This is a genomic window from Sphingomonas sp., from assembly GCF_017745215.1.
Classification (GTDB): Bacteria; Pseudomonadota; Alphaproteobacteria; order Sphingomonadales; family Sphingomonadaceae; genus Sphingomonas.
In genome coordinates this window covers 58506-74337 of record NZ_JAGHZV010000014.1, presented here as the reverse complement: position 1 = coordinate 74337, position 15832 = coordinate 58506, and the positions used below count along the sequence as shown (strand labels likewise).

Annotated in this window: 17 protein-coding genes; 15 read left to right on the top strand and 2 right to left on the bottom strand. The window is 69.6% G+C overall.

Annotated elements, in window-relative coordinates; all coding sequences use genetic code 11:
- Nucleotides 1-80 precede the first annotated feature (80 nt).
- Both J7495_RS14690 and J7495_RS14685 read left to right on the top strand, forming a co-directional pair.
- On the top strand, nt 81-557 hold the full coding sequence (locus tag J7495_RS14690) for a sterol desaturase family protein (protein WP_294057414.1): 477 nt from the start codon (nt 81-83) through the stop codon (nt 555-557).
- Nucleotides 554-1303, top strand: coding sequence for a sulfite exporter TauE/SafE family protein (locus J7495_RS14685; protein WP_294057413.1), 750 nt, complete (start codon nt 554-556; stop codon nt 1301-1303). The genes J7495_RS14690 and J7495_RS14685 overlap by 4 nt, the downstream gene beginning before the upstream one ends.
- Nucleotides 1304-1305: 2 nt before the next feature.
- On the opposite strand, the gene J7495_RS14680 is transcribed toward J7495_RS14685, so the two are convergent.
- Nucleotides 1306-2241 carry a ribose-phosphate pyrophosphokinase gene (locus tag J7495_RS14680; protein ID WP_294057412.1) on the bottom strand — a complete coding sequence of 312 codons (936 nt, stop codon included), beginning with the start codon at nt 2239-2241 and terminating at the stop codon, nt 1306-1308.
- Nucleotides 2242-2350: 109 nt separating this feature from the next.
- On the opposite strand from J7495_RS14680, the gene gltX reads away from it, so the two are divergent.
- From gltX to J7495_RS14635, 9 genes are all read left to right on the top strand, one after another.
- The gene (gene gltX, locus J7495_RS14675; RefSeq protein WP_294057411.1) at nt 2351-3679 is read left to right on the top strand and encodes a glutamate--tRNA ligase; all 1329 of its coding nucleotides are present in this window, start codon (nt 2351-2353) and stop codon (nt 3677-3679) included.
- 123 nt (nt 3680-3802) lie between these two features.
- Nucleotides 3803-4471 (top strand): energy transducer TonB, encoded by a 669-nt coding sequence (locus tag J7495_RS14670; protein ID WP_294057410.1) that lies wholly within the window; start codon nt 3803-3805, stop codon nt 4469-4471.
- A 147-nt stretch (nt 4472-4618) separates the two neighbouring features.
- On the top strand, nt 4619-4933 hold the full coding sequence (locus J7495_RS14665; protein ID WP_294057409.1) for a hypothetical protein: 315 nt from the start codon (nt 4619-4621) through the stop codon (nt 4931-4933).
- Between the two features lie 20 nt (nt 4934-4953).
- Nucleotides 4954-5907: a bifunctional diaminohydroxyphosphoribosylaminopyrimidine deaminase/5-amino-6-(5-phosphoribosylamino)uracil reductase RibD gene (gene ribD / locus J7495_RS14660; protein WP_294057446.1), complete on the top strand. Its 954-nt coding sequence runs from the start codon at nt 4954-4956 to the stop codon at nt 5905-5907.
- Nucleotide 5908: 1 nt separating this feature from the next.
- Entirely contained in the window at nt 5909-6520 is a 612-nt protein-coding gene (locus tag J7495_RS14655) for a riboflavin synthase (RefSeq protein ID WP_294057408.1), read from the top strand.
- Complete coding sequence (ribB, locus tag J7495_RS14650; protein WP_294057407.1) at nt 6504-7643, top strand: 3,4-dihydroxy-2-butanone-4-phosphate synthase; 1140 nt, start codon at nt 6504-6506, stop codon at nt 7641-7643. Before J7495_RS14655 ends, ribB begins: the two co-directional genes overlap by 17 nt.
- Before the next feature lie 3 nt (nt 7644-7646).
- Nucleotides 7647-8066 (top strand): 6,7-dimethyl-8-ribityllumazine synthase, encoded by a 420-nt coding sequence (gene ribH / locus J7495_RS14645; protein ID WP_294057406.1) that lies wholly within the window; start codon nt 7647-7649, stop codon nt 8064-8066.
- Nucleotides 8066-8611: a GNAT family N-acetyltransferase gene (locus J7495_RS14640; protein ID WP_294057405.1), complete on the top strand. Its 546-nt coding sequence runs from the start codon at nt 8066-8068 to the stop codon at nt 8609-8611. The genes ribH and J7495_RS14640 overlap by 1 nt, the downstream gene beginning before the upstream one ends.
- Before the next feature lie 5 nt (nt 8612-8616).
- Nucleotides 8617-9066 (top strand): hypothetical protein, encoded by a 450-nt coding sequence (locus tag J7495_RS14635; protein ID WP_294057404.1) that lies wholly within the window; start codon nt 8617-8619, stop codon nt 9064-9066.
- Nucleotides 9067-9082: 16 nt separating this feature from the next.
- Here J7495_RS14635 and J7495_RS14630 read toward each other — a convergent pair whose 3' ends face one another.
- Entirely contained in the window at nt 9083-10177 is a 1095-nt protein-coding gene (locus J7495_RS14630; protein WP_294057403.1) for an alkene reductase, read from the bottom strand.
- A 58-nt stretch (nt 10178-10235) separates the two neighbouring features.
- Between J7495_RS14630 and J7495_RS14625 the strand changes: the two genes are divergently transcribed.
- From J7495_RS14625 to J7495_RS14610, 4 genes are all read left to right on the top strand, one after another.
- Nucleotides 10236-11144 carry a DMT family transporter gene (locus J7495_RS14625; protein ID WP_294057402.1) on the top strand — a complete coding sequence of 303 codons (909 nt, stop codon included), beginning with the start codon at nt 10236-10238 and terminating at the stop codon, nt 11142-11144.
- A gap of 17 nt (nt 11145-11161) precedes the next feature.
- Nucleotides 11162-11818: a COQ9 family protein gene (locus J7495_RS14620; RefSeq protein WP_294057401.1), complete on the top strand. Its 657-nt coding sequence runs from the start codon at nt 11162-11164 to the stop codon at nt 11816-11818.
- A gap of 376 nt (nt 11819-12194) precedes the next feature.
- Complete coding sequence (gene polA / locus J7495_RS14615) at nt 12195-14921, top strand: DNA polymerase I (protein ID WP_294057400.1); 2727 nt, start codon at nt 12195-12197, stop codon at nt 14919-14921.
- The gene (locus J7495_RS14610) at nt 14918-15787 is read left to right on the top strand and encodes a hypothetical protein (protein ID WP_294057398.1); all 870 of its coding nucleotides are present in this window, start codon (nt 14918-14920) and stop codon (nt 15785-15787) included. Before polA ends, J7495_RS14610 begins: the two co-directional genes overlap by 4 nt.
- Nucleotides 15788-15832 lie beyond the last annotated feature (45 nt).

Sequence of the window (15832 nt, the reverse complement as noted above, 5' to 3'; positions counted from 1 at the left end):
AGGGGGGAATCCACCCCCTCTCCCTTGGGGAAGCGATGAGGAATTGGCTGGCCGCGCCCGGAGCCGCTATAGCCGCGCATATGGCCCCCTTTCCCGGCATTCCCCTGTTGCTCGCCACCATCGCCGCGATGGAGGGCGTCGCCTATGCGTCGCACCGCTGGGTGATGCACGGGCCGGGCTGGTTCCTCCACGAAAGCCACCATCGCGCGCGGACCGGGGCGTTCGAGCTCAACGACCTCTATGCGGTGATCTTCGCCATCCCCTCGATCGTGCTGCTGCTCGGCGGGGTGCAGCTTGGCTGGTGGCCGGGGTTCACTTGGATCGGCGCGGGGATCGCCGCTTATGGCGCGATCTACTTTGGCTTTCATGACGTCATCGTCCACCGCCGGATCGGCCACCGCTATGTGCCGCGCTCGGGATACATGAAGCGGATCATCCAGGCGCACAGGCTCCACCATGCGGTCGAGAGCAAGGCCGGCGCGGTGAGCTTCGGCTTCCTCTGGGCCCCGCCGGCGGAGGTGCTCAAGGTTCAGTTGCTGGAGCGGCGCAAGGCTTGATCGTCGATCCGGTCTTCTATGCCGTCGCGGTCCCCGCGGTCGCGCTGACGGGCCTCGCCAAGGGCGGGTTCACCGGTGTCGGCGCGCTGTCGCTGCCGGCGATCGCCTTCGTGATCAACCCGGTCCAGGCCGCCGCGATCCTGCTGCCGATCCTGGTGGTGCAGGACGTCGTCGGCGTCTGGGCGTTCCGGCGGACGGTCGACTGGGCGCTGCTCGGCTGGATGCTGCCGGGCGCCGCGGTGGGCGTGGGCCTCGGCTATGGCTTCGCCGCGAGCGTGACGCCGGCGGCGGTGATGGCGACCGTCGGCGTGATCTCGATCCTGTTCGGCGCCTATCGCCTCTGGGCCGATCGCCACGCGATGCCGCGCGACACCGCGCGGATGCCCGAATGGGTCGGGCTGGTCTTCGGCGTCGGCTCGGGCTTCACCAGCCAGGTCGCGCACGCCGGCCAGCCGCCGTTCCAGCTCTGGGTGCTGCCGCGCAACCTGCCGCGCGACGTGCTGGTGGGGACGACCGCGATCTTCTTCGCCGCGACCAACTGGATCAAGGTCCCCGCCTATGCCGCGCTCGGCCAGTTCACCGCGGCGAACCTGCTGACGTCCGCCGCGCTGCTTCCGGTGGCGCTGGTCTCGACCTTCGCGGGCGTGTGGCTGGTGCGCAAGGTGCCCGCCGAGCGCTTCTACACCGCGATCTACTGGCTGATGATCATGGTCGGCGCCGGGCTGATCTGGGAAGCGGTGCGCTAGGATCAGTCGAACAGCGAGGAGACCGAGGTCTCGTCGGCGATGCGCTGGATCGCTTCGGCGAGCAGCGGGGCGATGGTGAGGTGGCGGATCTTGTCGCTGTCCGCGATCACGGCGTGGTTGCCGATCGAATCGGTGATCACCAGCTCGCTGAGCGCCGAGGCATCGACTCGCGCCACGGCGCCGCCCGACAGCACGCCGTGCGTGCAATAGGCGACCACGTCCTCGGCGCCCGCCGCCTTGAGCGCCGCGGCGGCGTTGCACAGCGTGCCCGCCGAATCGACGATGTCGTCGATCAGGATGCAGAAGCGGCCCTCGACGTTGCCGATGATGTTCATGACCTCGGATTCGCCCGGCTTCTCGCGGCGCTTGTCGACGATCGCGAGCGGCGCGTTGTGGAGCCGCTTGGCGAGCGCGCGCGCGCGGACCACGCCGCCGACGTCGGGCGACACCACCATCCATTCGCGATCGGGGAAGCGTGCGTGGATGTCCGCCGACATCACGGGCGCGGCGAAGAGATTGTCGGTCGGGATGTCGAAGAAGCCCTGGATCTGCCCGGCGTGGAGATCGACCGAGAGCACGCGGTTGGCCCCCGCGGTGGTGACGAGATTGGCGACGAGCTTGGCCGAGATCGGCGTGCGCGGGCCGGGCTTCCGGTCCTGGCGGGCATAGCCGAAATAGGGGAGCACCGCGGTGATCCGCTTGGCCGAGGCGCGGCGCAGCGCATCGACCATGATCAGCATCTCCATCAGGTTGTCGTTCGCCGGGAAGCTGGTCGACTGGAGCACGAACACGTCCTCGCCGCGGACATTCTCGAGGATCTCGACGAAGATCTCCTCGTCGGCGAAGCGGCGCACATTGGCCTTGGTGAGCGGAATCTCGAGATAGTCCGCGATCGCCTGCGCGAGCGGCAGGTTCGAATTGCCGGCCATCAGTTTCATGCGTGCACTCCCGGGACCCCGATTTCGCCGCCTCCTTAGTGGGGGGAATCGCGCGGGGGAAGATGTCATGCCGGTGACAGTGACAGTATGTAGCGGCTAAGGGCGCCGGATGACCGTCACCACTCGCTTCGCGCCGAGCCCCACCGGGCGGCTGCACGTCGGCAACCTGCGCGCCGCGATCCACAATTGGCTGTTCGCGAGGGCGCGCGGCGGGCGCTTCCTGCTGCGCATCGACGATACAGACCGTGAGCGCTCGGACGAGGCTTACGTCGAGGCGATCCGCGCCGACCTCGCCTGGCTCGGCCTCGCGCCCGACGTCGAGGCGCGCCAGTCGGCCCGGTTCGATCGCTATGAGGGGCGATTCGCCGAGCTCAGGGCGGCGGGGCGCGTCTACCCGGCGTACGAGACCGCGCAGGAGCTCGAGCTCAAGCGCAAGGTGCTGCTCGGGCGCGGGCTGCCGCCGGTCTATGACCGCGCCGCGCTGGCGCTCTCCGCCGCCGAGCGCGCGGCGCATGAGGCCGAGGGGCGGACGCCGCACTGGCGCTTCCGTCTCGACCATGAGACGCCGATCGAATGGGACGACCTCGTCCGCGGCCGCCAGCGCTTCGATCCCGGAACGATGAGCGACCCCGTGGTGCGCCGCGCCGACGGGTCGTGGCTCTACCTGCTGCCATCGGTGATCGACGACATCGACATGGGAATCAGCCATGTCGTGCGGGGCGAGGACCATGTCTCGAACACCGCGAGCCAGATCCAGATGTTCGAAGCGCTCGGCGCTGCGGCGCCGGCCTTCGCGCATGAGGCGCTGTTGACCGGCGCCGAGGGCAAGCTCTCGAAGCGGCTCGGCTCGCTCGGCGCCGACCATTTCCGCGAGGCCGGAATCGAGCCGCAGGCGCTGATCGCGCTGCTCGCGCGGATCGGGACGAGCGATCCGGTCGAGCCTTTCGCCGATGTCGCGCCGCTGGTTGCCGGCTTCGACTTCGGCCGATTCGGCCGTGCGCCGGCGCGGTTCGACGAGGCCGAGCTCGCGGCGATCAATGCGAAGATCGTCCACCAGCTCGGGTTCGACGCCGTGAAGCACCGGCTGCCCGCGGGGATGGATGCCGCTGCCTGGGAAGCGATCCGGCCGAACCTCGCGACGCTCGCAGAAGCGGCGGACTGGTGGCGCGTGGTCGAGGGGCCGGTCGATGCGCCGGCGCCCGAGGCGGAGGACCGCGAGTTCCTCACGCAGGCAGCCGAGGCGGCGGCGGGGCTCGACTGGAGCGGCGACCCCTGGCACGCGCTCACCGATTCGCTGAAGGCTTCGTCCGCCCGCAGGGGCCGCGCGCTGTTCCTGCCGTTGCGCCGTGCGCTCACCGGGCTCGACCATGGGCCGGACATGGCAGCGCTGCTCCCTCTCATCGGCCGCGACCGCGCGATCGAACGCCTGCGCGGCTGACCTTTACGATGCTGCGCGATGCTCGCCCGCGAGGCAGCATTCATGCCCTCTTTACCCGTTGAATGATACGTTGTATCATCACTAAAGGCCGGCAGGTCCGGTCACAGGAGAAGGAGGCTCGATATGTATGCCGATCCATCCAGGCGCCGCAGGCCAAGCCCGGCCGGGGCGGGCGCCGCGCTGATCGTCAATGGCGCGATCATCGGCGCGTTGATGTTCGCCGCGCCCAATGTCATTCCCGGGATCGTGGGAGACGGTCCCATGAAGATCTTCGACGTCCCGCCCCCGCCGCCCCCGCCGCCGGTGGAACCCCCAAAGGCCAAGGACCCGGTGAAGCCGGAGGTCGAGACGACGATCTATACGCCCCCGACGGTGGTCACGCCCCCGGTTCAGCTCAACAATGTCGCCACGGTCACCGAACCGCCGCTCACCCCGCCGCCGTTGCCGGCCGATCCCGGCTCGGTCACCCGGCCGCCGGTCGAGCGCGTCGTCCCGCCGCCGCCGTTCGTGCCCGCGGCGCTCGACCCCCGGTTCGCCGGGCTGCTCCAGCCCGATTATCCCGCCTCGGAGATCCGTGCCGAGCGTGAGGGCAAGGTGACGGTCCGCGTGCTGATCGGCACCGACGGGCGGGTGAAGCAGGTCGAGCAGGTCAACGCCACCAGCCCCGCCTTCTTCGACGCGACCCGGCGCCAGGCGCTCGGCCGCTGGCGCTTCAAGCCGGCCACGCGCGGCGGCGTGCCCGAGGAGAGCTGGCAGACCAAGACCGTCACCTTCGTCCTCAACAACGGGTGAAGTGACGGGCGGGAACCGCTTCGTTCCGGATCGGCAGCTTTCTCCCGTGGCTGCCGTGCGCGCGGGGGCTGGCCCTGATGCCCCCGCGCGCCTATCTTCGTCGGCGTCGTGAAGGAATTCCTCAAGAAGATATCGCCCGTCGGGGCCGTGCGCGACCTGCGCGGCTTCATCGCGAAGCGCCGCCCGCAGGAGCTGCTGTTCGCGTTGCCCGCGCTGGTGCTCACCCTGCTGGTGCTCGTCGGCTTCTACAAGGATTCGCGGGTCGAGACGCCGCCCAAGGGACCGGACATCATCTATGTCCAGAGCTGGCCGCTCAGCCGCACCGACGCCGAGATCAAGGCGCAGCAGAAGATCGACCAGATCGAGAAGGAAAAGCGCCTCGCCGAGATCAAGCGCCAGCAGGACGAGCGCAAGGCCGAATTCAAGAAATACGACGATTGGCTGACCAACCACGGCTTCTGAGCGCGGCGGACGCGCGCTGGATGGCGGCGGCGCTCGCGCTGTCCGGGCGCGGCCGGGGGCGGACCGCGCCCAATCCGTGCGTCGGCTGCGTGATCGTCAAGGACGGCAAGGCGATCGGCCGCGGCTGGACCCAGCCCGGCGGCCGTCCGCACGCCGAAGCGATGGCGCTCGCCGAAGCCGGCAGCGCGGCGCGCGGCGCGACGGTCTACACCACGCTCGAACCCTGCGCGCATGTCTCGCCGCGAGGTCCCGCCTGCACCAATCTGCTGTTCGAAGCCGGCGTCGCCCGCGTGGTGATCGCGCTCGGCGACCCCGATCCGCGGACCGACGGCCGGGGCGCGAGCGCGCTCGCCGCGGCGGGGATCGACGTGATCGAGGATGCCGCCGTTCCCGAGGCGCGTCGTGCGATGGCGGGGTTCCTCACGCGGCTCGCGCTCGGCCGTCCGTTCGTCACGCTCAAGCTCGCGACCTCGCTCGACGGGCGGATCGCGACGGCCTCGGGCGAGAGCCGCTGGATCACCGGTCCGCAGGCCCGCGCGCACGCGCATCTCGAACGCGCCCGGCATGAAGCGATCCTCGTCGGCCGCGGCACGCTGGACGCCGATTCGCCCCGGCTCGACGTCCGGCTGCCCGGGCTCGAGGGCCGCTCGCCGCGCCGCATCCTGCTCTCGGCGAGCGGCGAGGCGCCCTCGGACTGGACGCGGATCGCTTCGCCCGAAGCCATTACCAGCCTCGAAGCCGTTGACCACCTCCTCGTCGAGGGCGGCGCGCGCACTGCCTCGGCCTTCCTCGCCGCCGACCTCGTCGACCGGCTGCTGCTCTATCGAGCGCCGATCCTGATCGGCGACGGGCCGAGCGCGATCCAGGATATCGGCCTCGGCGCGCTTGCCGAGGCGCACGGCCGCTGGCGTCGATTGGACGAACGCATGCTTGGCAGCGACCGGCTCGAAGTCTACGAGCGCCACCGGAGTTAGCATGTTCACTGGAATCGTCACCGACATCGGCACGATCGAGGCCACCGAACGCCAGGGCGACCTGCGCGTGCGCATCGCCACGGCCTATGACACCGCCGGCGTCGACCTCGGCGCCTCGGTCTCCTGTTCGGGCGTGTGCCTGACCGTGGTCGACAAGGGTCCCGGCTGGTTCGCCTTCGACGTCTCGGGCGAGACGATCTCGCGCACCGCCGCGGGCCAATGGGAGGCCGGCCGCAAGCTCAACCTCGAGCGCGCGCTGCGCCTCGGCGACGAGCTCGGCGGGCATATCGTCACCGGCCATGTCGACGGGATCGGCACCGTCGCGTCGATCGGGATCGAGGGCGGCTCGCACCGCGTCACCATCGCCGCGCCCAGGGCGCTGGCGCCCTACCTCGCCGCCAAGGGCTCGATCACCGTCGACGGCGTTTCGCTCACCGTCAACGCGGTGCGCGACACGGCGGACGCCTGCGAGTTCGACCTCAACATCATCCCGCACACCGCCGAAGTCACCACCTTCGGGGGCCTTGCGCCCGGCCAGCCGGTCAACCTCGAAATCGACGTGCTGGCTCGCTATCTCCAGCGCATGGAGACCCTGCGTGCCCAACAAGCCTGAACTCGCCCGACTCAAGCACGGCTTCCTCTCGACGCCCGAGGAGCTGATCGACGAGGCGCGCAACGGCCGGATGTTCATCCTCGTCGACGACGAGGACCGCGAGAACGAAGGCGACCTCGTCATCCCCGCGCAGATGGCGACGCCCGACGCGATCAACTTCATGGCCAAGTTCGGCCGCGGCCTCATCTGCCTGGCGATGACCAAGGCGCGCGTCGACGCGCTCGGGCTCGACCTGATGAGCCGGTCGAACGGCACGCGCCACGAGACCGCGTTCACCGTGTCGATCGAAGCGAAGGAAGGCGTCACCACCGGCATCTCGGCGGCGGACCGCGCGCGGACCATCTCGGTCGCGATCGACGCGTCGAAGGGCAAGGAGGAGATCGTCACCCCCGGCCATGTCTTCCCGCTCGTCGCGCGCGACGGCGGCGTGCTGGTGCGCGCGGGGCATACCGAGGCGGCGGTCGACGTCGCCCGGCTCGCGGGGCTCAACCCGGCCGGCGTGATCTGCGAGATCATGAAGGACGACGGCACGATGGCGCGGATGGACGACCTCGTCGGCTTTGCCCAGCTCCACGGCCTCAAGATCGGCACGATCCGCGACCTGATCGCCTATCGCCGCCGCTACGACCATCTCGTCGAGAAGCGCAGCGAAGCGAAGTTCACCAGCGACTGGGGCGGCGACTGGACGGCGATGACCTTCTGGAACAAGGCTACCGGCACCGAGCAGGTCGCGCTGGTCAAGGGCAAGGTCTCGCCCGACAAGCCGACGCTGGTCCGCATGCACGCGCTCTCGCCCTTCGCCGACATCTTCGGCGAAGGCGGCGGGCGCGGCGGGCTGCTCCGGCGCTCGATGGAGATCATCGGCCAGGAAGGCGCGGGCGTGGTCGTGGTGATCAACAAGCCGCGGCCCGACCAGTTCACCCTCGCGCTCGAGGCGCGCAGCGGCAAGCTCACCCCCGCGGACATGGACGAGCTGCGCGACTATGGCGTCGGCGCGATGATCCTGACCGAGCTGGGCGTGCACACCATGACCCTTCTCACCAACACCCATCACACGCTGGTCGGTCTCGATGGCTATGGCCTCGAGATCGTCGGCGAACGGCCGATCGACCTGGGGAACTGACTTATGGCACGCGTGCTGATCGTCGAGGCGCGATTCTATGCGCATCTGAATGACATGCTCCTCGCCGGCGCGCGCGCCGCGATCGAGGAAGGCGGGCATACGCACGAGACGATCACCGTCCCCGGCGCGCTCGAAGTGCCCGGCGCGGTGGCGATGGCGGCGGAGACGGGGCGCTACGATGCCTTCGTGGCGCTCGGCGTGGTGATCCGCGGCGAAACCTATCACTTCGAAGTCGTCTCCAATGAGAGCGCGCGCGGGCTGATGGCGCTGACGATGGACGGAATCCCGATCGGCAACGGCATTCTCACCACCGAGGACGAGGCGCAGGCGATCGTCCGTGCCGATCCGGCCCAGGCCGACAAGGGCGGCGGTGCTGCCAAGGCGGCGCTGGCGATGCTCGCGCTCAAGGGCAGGCTGGGCTGATGCAGGCCCCGGTGCTCCTGACCGAGCGCCTGATCCTGCGCCAGCATGAGCCGCAAGATTTCGACGCCTGGGCCGATTTCCACGCCGACGAGGAGACGATGCGCTACCTCGGCGGCGTCCAGCCGCGCTCGCTCGCCTGGCGGAGCTTCTGCGCGATGGTCGGCGCCTGGCCGATGCGCGGCTTCTCGATGTTCGCGGTGATCGAGCGCGACACCGGCCGCTGGGTCGGCCGCGTCGGCCCGCACGCGCCCGACGGCTGGCCCGCGCCCGAGATCGCCTGGGGCGTCTCTCGCGCGTTCGCCGGTCGGGGCTATGCGTACGAGGCCGCGGTGGCGGCGATCGATTTCGCCTTCGACACGTTGGGCTGGGCCGAAGTCACCCACACGATCGTCCCCGAGAACCTCCGCTCGATCACGCTGGCCAAGCGCGTCGGCTCGGCCAATCGCGGGCGCACGCAGCTGCCCGAGCCCTACGCCACGCTCGAGATCGATTGCTGGGCGCAATCCGCCGAGGACTGGCGCGCGCGCCGGACGGCCCGGGGCTGACGGCGATGGACATGCCGCCCGGCCGCTATCGCGTCGTCGAGCGGAACCGGCGGCTCGTCGTGATCGACAATCGGACCGGCGCCCCCGTCACCGGCGCCGACCGCGAGCCGCGGTCGACACGGAGCGGCGGCAAGGTCCAGGCGCCCAAGCCCTCGGCCAGGCCGTCCGCGCCGCCGCCGATTCCCATGGCCGGCAGCTCGACTCCGATCCCGGGCGAGAAGGTGCTCACCACCCAGCCCTGGTTCGACGACAAGGCGCCGCGCCGCGTCTACATCGACGACAACCGCAATTCCTCCGCGCTGATGGTCGTCGGCGTCCTGTTCTTCGCGCTGTTCTTCGCGGCCTTTCTCTTCGGCTGGCCGGTGGTCGTCGGTGCTGCGGCGCTGCTGGGCGGCGTGCGCAAGCATCTCCGCGCGGGCGTCACGCGCTGGCTCGATGGGTTCGACCAGGTGTAATGCCCGCGCGGGCGGCTCAGCCCACCGCCTCCAGCGCCGGATAGTCGGTATAGCCCTCGGCACCCTGGGTGTAGAAGGTGCGGATGTCGGGCTTGTTGAACGGCGCGTCCCGGCGCAGCCGCTCGACGAGGTCGGGGTTGGCCAGGAACGGCCGGCCGAAGGCGATCGCATCGGCGAGGCCCGAGTCGAGGTCGTGCTGCGCGCTGGCGAGACGGTAATATTCGTTGAGCACCAGCGGGCCCTTGAACACTTCGCGGACCTTCGGGCTCAGCCGCGGCACGTCGCTCGGACGGAAATTGCTGTCGGGCTTGGACTCGCGCATCTCGAGGAAGGCGATGCCCTGCTCGCCCAGCCACTGTGCTGCGGGCACGAACACCGCCTCGGGGTTGCTGTCGTCGGCGCCCTGGACTTCGCCGTTGGGCGAAAGGCGTACCGCGGTGCGGCCCGCGCCGGCCTCGGCGATCAGCCGCGACGTCGCTTCGCGGAGCAGGCGGCCGCGATTCTCGGGGCTGCCGCCGTAATCGTCGTCGCGGAAGTTCGAATTGTCGCGCAGGAACTGATCGACGAGGTAGCCATTGGCGGCGTGGAGCTGGACCCCGTCGAAGCCCGCGCGGATCGCGTTGCGCGTTGCGGCCGAATAATCGTCGAGCACGCGCGCGATGTCGTCGAGCGTCGCGGCGCGGGCGAGGCCATAGGCTTTCTTGTCGTTGCCCGACGCATAGGTGCGGACTTCGTTGGGCGCCTGGGTGGCCGACGAGGAGAGCGGCGCGGCACCGTCGAGGAAATCGGGATGGACGAGCCGGCCCATGTGCCAGAGCTGCGCGAAGATCCGTCCGCCCGCCTGGTGGACGCGCTCGACCACGGGCTTCCAGCCCTCGACCTGATCCTCGGTCCACAGCCCCGGCGCATAGACCCAGCCAAGCCCCTCGCGGCTGATGCCGGTCGCCTCGGAGATGATCAGGCCGGCAGCGGCGCGCTGGGCGTAATAGTCGCCCATCAGCGCGGTGGGGACATGCTCTCTGGTCGAGCGGCCGCGCGTGAGCGGCGCCATGAAGATGCGGTTGGGCGCAGTGACGGCACCGATCTGGAGCGGGTCGAAGAGGCTGGGCATGAAAGGGGTCTCCGCAAGGAAGTTGCGACGCAGCGTAAGTAGGACGCTAAAGGGCCTGATGCACGAGTCGAGCCCTTCAAGAAAAACTGCTGCACTGCAAACTTCGGGTGCCTTGCCGCTGCTGGCGCTGCTCGCCGGCAACGTCGCGCTCGCGTTCGGGCCGTGGTTCGTCCGCGCGGCCGACGTGGGACCGGTCTCGGCCGGGCTGTGGCGGCTGGTGCTCGCCGCACCGTTGCTGATCGCGCTCGCCTATGTCGGCAACGCGCGACCGTTTCGCGTCACCCGCGGCATGGTCGGGCTGATCGTCTTCGGCGCGATCGCCTTCGCCGCCGATCTGGCGAGCTGGCACCTCGGCATCCTGCGCACCACGCTCGCCAATTCGGCGCTGTTCGGCAATTCGGCGACCTTGTTCTTCCCGGTCTACGGCTTCCTCGCCGCGCGCACCTGGCCGACGCGGACGCAGGGCGTCGCGCTTGGCCTCGCCGCGGTGGGCGCGGTGCTGCTGATGGGCCGCTCCTACGAGCTCTCGCCCAAGCATTTTGCCGGCGACCTGCTCTGCCTGCTCGCGGGCATGCTCTACACCGTCTATTTCGTCGCGATGGCGCGCGTGCGCGAAGCGATGGCGCCCTTCCCGGCGCTCGCGCTCGCCACGCTCGCCGGCATCCTGCCGATGCTGCTCTTCTCGGGACTCGCCGGCGAGACGATCTGGCCGCGCCACTGGGGGGCGCTGATCGGCCTCGCGCTGGCGAGCCAGGTGCTGGGGCAGGGGCTGATGATCTATGCGCTCGGCCGGCTCTCGCCGCTCGTCGTGGGCATCGGCCTGCTCTCGCAGCCGATCGTCGCGGGGACGATCGGCTGGGTCCGCTACGGCGAGGTGCTGGGGCTGCCCGACCTGCTCGGCGCCGCACTGGTCGCCATCGCGCTGGTGCTGGTGCGGCGCACGCCCAAGCTTGCACCGGCCGATTAGAAGCGTAGAGCGAGCCCATGGCGCTCCCGCCCGATCCCACGCTCGACGAGATCCGCGCCGCGCTTGCCGCGCCGGTCGCCGCCAACGCTGCGTTCGATGGCTGGAACGCGCGCGCAGTCGACGCCGCCGCCGACTCGATGGGGCTCGACCGCGGCATCGCCGGGCTCGCCTTCGAGACGCCGCTCGCGATGATCGATGCCTGGTTCGCGTGGATCGACGCGGCGATGGCCGAGCGGCTGCCGGCGGAGCGGCTGGCCACGATGAAGATCCGCGAGCGCATCACTGCGCTGGTCGAGACGCGGCTCGAGCTGCTCGCGCCCAACCGCGAGGCGCTGCGCCGCGCCGCCACGATCCTGGCGATGCCGCAGAACGCCGCCCATGCCGTCAGGCTCGGCTGGCGCGCGGCCGATGCGATGTGGCGCCTCGCCGGCGACACTGCGACCGACTATAACCATTACACCAAGCGCACGATCCTCGCCGGGGTCTATGCCGCGACGCTGGCGGTCTATCTCCAGGACGACAGCGACGGCTGGGCCGAGACGCGCGCCTTCCTGGGCCGGCGGATCGACGGGATCATGCGCTTCGAAAAGGCCAAGGCCCAGCTGCTCGGCCGCGGCAAGCACAAGCCCAGCCTCTCGCGTTTCATCGGGCGGCTGCGCTACCCGGTGGTGTAGGGATGCGCCACGGCTTCGGGCGCGTGGCTGCCGTTATTTCGCTGATCCGCTCGCGGCGCTCGGGGCCATGCTCTATCCCGCGCTCGCCGCGATCGCCGACGGCTGGTATGCGCGCAGGGGCCGCGCCCGGCGCTTCCCCACAGGCGCACGCCGACGGTCGTGCGCGTTGCCATGCGGCGGGCCAGGCGCGACCGACGGTGCTGCTGGTGCTCGCGGTCAACCAGCGCCCGCGGCGACTATCGCGTGACGATGCGCCATGGGTGAGCGAAGTCCGCTCGGGCGCGCGCCATACGCTCGAAATCATCTTCCACGACGCACGCCAGACCAGCTTGGGGGCTTTGTTCCGCCAGCCCGCTCGGCTATCCCGCTGCGCGATATGCCCCATCTCTATCTCGTCGACGGCTCCGGCTATATCTTCCGCGCCTATCATCGGCTGCCGCCGCTCACCAACAAGCATGGCGAGCCGGTCGGCGCGGTCTATGGCTACACCACCATGTTGTGGAAGCTCGCCGACGCGCTCCACAAGGCCGACGGCCCAACCCACATGGCCGTGATCCTCGACAAGAGCGAGCATACCTTCCGCAACGACCTCTACGACCAGTACAAGGCGCATCGCCCGCCCGCGCCCGAGGACCTGGTCCCGCAGTTCCCGATGATCCGCGACGCGACTCGCGCCTTCTCGCTTCCCTGCATCGAGGAGCTGGGCTGGGAAGCGGACGACCTGATCGCGAGCTACACCAAGGCGGCGCTGGCGCAGGGCTGGCAAGTCACCATCGTCAGCTCCGACAAGGACCTGATGCAGCTGATGACCGATCCGTCGGTCGACATGCTCGACACGATGAACAACCGCCGGCTGGGGCCCGAGGACACGCGCGAGAAGTTCGGCGTCGGCCCCGAGAAGCTGGGCGAAGTGCTCGCGCTGATGGGTGACAGCGTCGACAACGTCCCGGGCGTCAAGGGCATCGGGCCCAAGACGGCGGCCAAGCTGATCGAGGAGTTCGGCACGGTCGAGGCGGTGCTGGCGGCGGCGCCGTCGATGAAGCCATCGAAGATGCGCGACAATCTCATCGAGCATGCCGAGATGGCGCGGCTCTCGCGCCAGCTCGTCGAGCTGGCATGCGACGTACCGCTTCCCGAGCCGCTCGAGGACCTCGAGCTCAAGGGCATCCCCGAAGCGCCGCTGCGCGCCTTCCTCGAGCATCACGGCTTCAAGACGCTGCTGGGCCGCCTGGCGGCCGTCGCCGATGCGCCGGTCGAGACGCACGAGACGCCGGGGCTGGAGGAAGACCCGCCGTGCAACCACGACGGCTATGAGACCGTGGTCACCGAGGAAGCGCTCGATCGCTGGATCATCGCCTCGAAGCACCAGGGCTGGGTGGCGATCGATACCGAGACGACGGGCGTCGACGCCACGCGCGCCGATCTGGTCGGCGTCTCGATGGCGCTCCACCCCAACCTCGCCTGCTACATCCCCGTCGCGCATGGCGGCACCGACATGTTCGCCGAGAAGCCCGAGCAACTCGACCGCGCGCTGGTGCTGGCGAAGCTCAAGCCGCTGCTCGAGGATCCGACGGTCCTCAAGATCGGCCACAACCTCAAGTACGACCTGATCGTGCTCGCGCGGCTGGGACTCCGGGTCGCGCCCTATGACGACACGATCGTGATGAGCTTCGACCTCGACGCGGGGCTCCACGGCCATGGCATGGACGAGCTCGCCGCGACGCACCTCTCGCACAGCTGCATCGCCTACAAGGACGTCGTCGGCACGGGCAAGAACCAGCTCGGCTTCCAGGAAGTCGACCTCAAGACCGCCACGCGCTACGCCGCCGAGGATGCCGACGTGACGCTGCGGCTGTGGCGCCGGCTCAAGCCGCGGCTGCCCTATGAGCAGGCGACGCGCGTCTACGAGATGGTCGACCGCCCGCTCGTCCAGGTGATCGCCGACATGGAACTGGCCGGCGTCAAGGTCGACGCGCCGACGCTCGCGCGGCTCTCCGACGAGTTCGCGCACCAGATCGCCGCGCTCGAGACCGAGATCCACGAGATCGCCGGGTTCAAGTTCACCATCGGCAGCCCCAAGCAATTGGGCGACGTGCTGTTCGAGCGGATGGGGATCAAGGGCGGGCGCAAGGGCAAGTCGGGCGTCTATTCGACCGACGTCAACGAGCTCGAGCGCATCGCCGCCGACAAGGATTCACCCGGGCGTGACTTGGTCCTGAAGGTGCTCGACTGGCGCCAGCTCACCAAGCTCAAGTCGACCTACACCGACGCGCTCCAGGCGCAGATCAACCCGGCGACCGGCCGCGTCCACACCAGCTACAGCCTCACCGGCGCGCAGACCGGGCGGCTCTCGTCGACCGACCCCAACCTCCAGAACATCCCGGTCCGCACCGAAGTCGGCCGCCAGATCCGCGACGCCTTCGTGGCGGAGCCGGGCAACGTCATCCTCTCGGCCGACTATTCGCAGATCGAGCTTCGCCTCGCGGCGCACATCGCCGACGTGCCGCAGCTGCGCGACGCCTTCGAGCGCGGCGACGACATCCACAACCTGACCGCGCAGGAGCTGTTCGGCGAAGTCAACCGCGACACCCGCGGGCGCGCCAAGACGATCAACTTCGCGATCCTCTACGGCATCTCGCGCTGGGGGCTGGCGGGCCGGCTCGACGTGAGCGCGGACGAAGCGCAGGCGATGATCAACCGCTACATCGCCGACACGCTGAACGAGGCCAAGGCGCGGGGCTATACGACGACGCTGTTCGGCCGCAAGACGCACTTCCCCCGCCTGAAGTCGCCCAACCCCAACGAGCGCGGCGGCAGCGAGCGCGCGGCTATCAACGCGCCGATCCAGGGGACGAGTGCCGACATCATCAAGCGCGCGATGGCGCGGATGGGCCCGGCGCTGGCCGAGGCCGGGCTGCCGCGCGTGAAGATGCTTATGCAAGTCCACGACGAACTGGTATTCGAGCTGCCGGAAGAGGATGTGGAGAGGGCCAGGCCCGTGATCGAGCGCGTCATGGCAACCGCGGCGGAGCCGGCGGTCAAGCTCAGCGTGCCGCTGGGCGTCGAGATCGGCGTCGGCCCGAGCTGGGGCGCCGCGCATTGATCCTGCGCGTCGCCATGGGTCTCGGGCTTGCCCTCGCTTCGCTGCCCGCCAACGCCAAGTCTGCCGACACGCTCACGCTCGAGGAAGCGCGTGCGATGTCCGTGCCGCAGCTGGCGCGGCGCGTGCTCGGCGTGGTGGGTGCTTCGATCCGGGAAGCGCGAATCGATTCGGGCGATGCCGTGGGGCATCCCGGCGTGCTCAGCCGAATCCTTCTTGCGCGAGCACCCGAGCATTCACTTTGGGGGATGTGCAAGGCGGACGTGTTCATCGTCAATTTCGATCCCGCCGACCCGAAGCGCAGCGGCGCGAATACACCGACAGTGGCGTCGCAGGTCTGGCGTAACAGCTGGTACAAGGTGATCGGCAAGGTCGAGCCATCGCCCGACCGGAACCTCCCCGATCCCACCGTCCAGGATGCGGCCTGCGCCGCCGCCGTGCCGGTGCTCTGGCAGGACGATTTCGATCGCGAGACCGGCTATTTCTCCGGCAGCTTCCGCGGTAGACATGATCTCCACCCCGAAGAAGCCTGGTTCGTCGCGCGCGTGCTGCGGGCCGCCCAGTCCTGGCCGGGCGCAATCGAGTGCCGTGAGCATGGAAAGGCGCCGGCCGGATGGCTCTGCGATGGCCCGCGCAAGCCGCTCAAAGGGCACGAGCTGACCGAGGACGGCTCGGTGATCGAAGTGGACGCCTGTCGCGATGAGCCGCAAACCTATTGCGTCTCGCTCGGCTTCTCCGAAGTGCCGGGCGACCATGATGCGCAACGCTACATCATGATGACGGTCGCGACCGCCGCGTCCACATCGCTGAACGCCGATCCGATCGTCGTGCGAAGCGTGCGCCTCGAGGGCATCGGCAGTGGCGACTGAGTCCTCGGCGTCGCAGGACGACCTCAACGCGCTCGCCAAGGGTGG